Annotated in this window: 4 protein-coding genes and 1 pseudogene; 4 read left to right on the top strand and 1 reads right to left on the bottom strand. The window is 68.5% G+C overall.

What is annotated here, in order from left to right:
* Nucleotides 1–168 precede the first annotated feature (168 nt).
* Nucleotides 169–585 (bottom strand): ABC transporter permease, encoded by a 417-nt coding sequence (locus ACIDOCELLA78_RS000000113070; RefSeq protein ID WP_249676901.1) that lies wholly within the window; start codon nt 583–585, stop codon nt 169–171.
* A gap of 15 nt (nt 586–600) precedes the next feature.
* Here ACIDOCELLA78_RS000000113070 and ACIDOCELLA78_RS000000113065 point away from each other — a divergent pair, with 15 nt between their 5' ends.
* From ACIDOCELLA78_RS000000113065 to ACIDOCELLA78_RS000000113050, 4 genes and pseudogenes are all read left to right on the top strand, one after another.
* Nucleotides 601–1,128, top strand: coding sequence for an ABC transporter permease (locus ACIDOCELLA78_RS000000113065; RefSeq protein ID WP_249676900.1), 528 nt, complete (start codon nt 601–603; stop codon nt 1,126–1,128).
* Complete coding sequence (locus ACIDOCELLA78_RS000000113060; RefSeq protein ID WP_249676899.1) at nt 1,125–1,487, top strand: hypothetical protein; 363 nt, start codon at nt 1,125–1,127, stop codon at nt 1,485–1,487. The genes ACIDOCELLA78_RS000000113065 and ACIDOCELLA78_RS000000113060 overlap by 4 nt, the downstream gene beginning before the upstream one ends.
* Entirely contained in the window at nt 1,439–2,074 is a 636-nt protein-coding gene (locus ACIDOCELLA78_RS000000113055; protein WP_249676898.1) for an ABC transporter permease, read from the top strand. The genes ACIDOCELLA78_RS000000113060 and ACIDOCELLA78_RS000000113055 overlap by 49 nt, the downstream gene beginning before the upstream one ends.
* Nucleotides 2,071–2,933: pseudogene (locus ACIDOCELLA78_RS000000113050) on the top strand (SMP-30/gluconolactonase/LRE family protein); the annotation flags it as partial. The gene ACIDOCELLA78_RS000000113055 and the pseudogene ACIDOCELLA78_RS000000113050, both read left to right, overlap by 4 nt.

Genomic DNA, 2,933 nt, shown 5'->3' with positions numbered 1-2,933 from the left:
GCAATCGCGTAAAGGATTCGCCGTGTATCGACCGTGAGCGTTCTCATCGCCGCCTCCTGATCGCGCCACCGATGGCGCCGCCGAGCACAACCGCCACGATCAGGAACACCCCTTCGTAGAACGACTGATAGAGTGGGTTGACGTGGCTGAAGAACAGGATGTTGACGATCAGCGTGGTGATGAAGGCCCCGCAATCGCGCCGGCCGCCGAGCCACGGCCGCCGAAGAGCGAGACCCCGCCGAGCACGACCGCGACGATGGAAGTCAGCGTGTAGCTGTTGCCCGTGGTCGCGTCGCCCGCCGTGGCCGATGCGGCGAGAAACAGCCCTGCCGCGGCCGCCAGCGCCCCATCCAGCATGTAGGCGATGATCTTGGTGCGCAGCACGTTGACCCCGAGCGCGCGGGCCGAGGCCTCGTCATTGCCGATCGCGTAGAGATCGACACCCGTGCGCGAGCGCCGGAACCCCGCCCAGGCCAGCACGAGAAGGCCGATATAGACGAGTGCCCAGGGCGCGTTCGGGTTGCAGCAGATTGGTGTGGCCGGCGGATGGCGCCGCCGGCGCCGGCAGCACGCGGATCGCGACACCAGGTAGATCGCAGCGTGCGCCAGCGTCCCCGACGGCTGCAACCGGGCCGAACGCCACGCAGCAACCCGAACGCGCCCTGGGCACTCGTCTATATCGGCCTTCTCGTGCTGGCCTGGGCGGGGTTCCGGCGCTCGCGCACGGGTGTCGATCTCTACGCGATCGGCAATGACGAGGCCTCGGCCCGCGCGCTCGGGGTCAACGTGCTGCGCACCAAGATCATCGCCTACATGCTGGATGGGGCGCTGGCGGCCGCGGCAGGGCTGTTTCTCGCCGCATCGGCCACGGCGGGCGACGCGACCACGGGCAACAGCTACACGCTGACTTCCATCGTCGCGGTCGTGCTCGGCGGGGTCTCGCTCTTCGGCGGCCGTGGCTCGGCGGCCGGCGCGATTGCGGGGGCCTTCATCACCACGCTGATCGTCAACATCCTGTTCTTCAGCCACGTCAACCCACTCTATCAGTCGTTCTACGAAGGGGTGTTCCTGATCGTGGCGGTTGTGCTCGGCGGCGCCATCGGTGGCGCGATCAGGAGGCGGCGATGAGAACGCTCACGGTCGATACACGGCGAATCCTTTACGCGATTGCCGCCGCGATCGGGCTTTTCGTGGTTGGCGAGATGGCGCATCCGGGCTTTCTGTCCGGCCCCAGCGTGGCCTCGATCCTGGTGATCGCCTCGTTCGTCGGCCTCGTGGCGGCGGGGCAGTGCTTCGTCATCCTGATCGGCGGGATCGACCTTTCGGTGCCCTGGGTGATGAACGCCGCGGCGATCCTGCTCACCACCACCTCGCTCGGCAAGAACACGGGCGCGCCGGAAGCGATCGCCGCAGCCCTTGGCATGGGGGTGGCGGTGGGGTGGCCAATGGCATCGGCATCGCGCTGTTCGGCATTCCCGCGGTGGTGATGACGCTGGCGGCGAACGGCATCGTCGAGGGGCTGACACTCGGGCTGAGCGGCGGTTTCACCTGCTCCTCCTGCTCATCCTACGCGCCGCCGCTGATCCAGACGCTGGCGCATGGCAGCCTGCTCGGCATTCCCGATGCGCTCTGGCTCTGGGCGTTCGTGACCGCGCTGGTCAGCGGCGCACTCGCGGTGACGCGGTTCGGGCGGGCGACCTACGCGCTCGGCACCAATCCGCTCGCCGCCACGCTGGCCGGGATCGACGCCCGGCGGATGACGATCCTGCTCTATGCCCTTTGCGGCGGCTTCGCCGCTCTCGGCGGGATCATGCTGGTCGGCTTCGGCGGGCAGGCTTCGCTCGGGCTCGGCGATCCCTATCTGTTCACCTCGATCGCCGCGGTGGTGATCGGCGGGGTGAACATCCTTGGCGGGCGCGGCAACTATCTCGGCGTCGCCGCCGGGGCCGTGAGCCTGACCGTGCTGGTCTCGGTGCTGCTCGCGCTATCGATGCCCGACTACGTGCGCAGCATCGCCTATGGCGTCGTCATCCTGGCGCTGCTGCTCGCCTATGGGCGGGAGAACGAACGATGACCACGTGGCAGCCGGCCGAGCGCTACCCCGATCCGGCGATCCATGTGCTCAGCCCGTCCTTCGCGCGCTACCGCCTGTTCAACGCGGCGGTGGAGCGGCTGGCCGATGGCTGCCGCTGGGCGGAAGGGCCGGTCTGGTTCGGCGACGGGCGCTTCCTGCTGTGGAGCGACATTCCGAACGACCGGATGCTGCGCTGGGACGAAACCGATGGGCGCGTCAGCGTGTTCCGCCAGCCGGCCGGCCATGCCAACGGCAACACCAGGGACCGCCAGGGGCGGCTCATCACCTGCGAGCATGGCGGTCGGCGGGTTGTCCGTACGGAAACCGATGGCGCATCACGGTGCTGGCTGACGGGTTCGGCGGGCGAAGGCTGAATTCGCCGAACGACGTTGTGGTGAAGTCCGACGGCAGCATCTGGTTCACCGACCCGCCCTTCGGCATTTCCGGGTGGTATGAGGGGCATCGGGCTGACGCCGAACTGCCGCCGGCGATCTACCGGATCGATCCGGCGAGCGGCGCAGTCGCCATGGTGGCGGACGATATCGCGGGGCCGAACGGGCTGGCCTTCTCGCCGGATGAGAGCCGGCTCTACGTGGTCGCCTCGCGGCCGAACCGCACCGGGCGATCCATGTGTTCGATGTGGTGGATGGAAGCCGCCTGACCAACAACCGGCGGCTGATCGATGCCGGACCTGGCGGCACGCCGGACGGTTTCCGCGTCGATATCGATGGGAATCTGTGGTGCGGCTGGGGCATGGGCGCGGCGGAGCTGGACGGGGTGATGGTGTTCGACCCCGGTGGAACGCCGATCGGCCGCATCGCCCTGCCCGAGCGCTGCGCCAATGTCTGCTTCGGCGGCC

This window comes from Acidocella sp. C78, assembly GCF_907164655.1.
This window is presented reverse-complemented; position numbering and strand designations above follow the sequence as displayed.

Coding starts and splice junctions, on each gene's coding strand:
- ACIDOCELLA78_RS000000113060 (WP_249676899.1), top strand. CDS start 1,125: ATGAGAACGCTCACGGTCGATACACGGCGAATCCTTTACGCGATTGCC.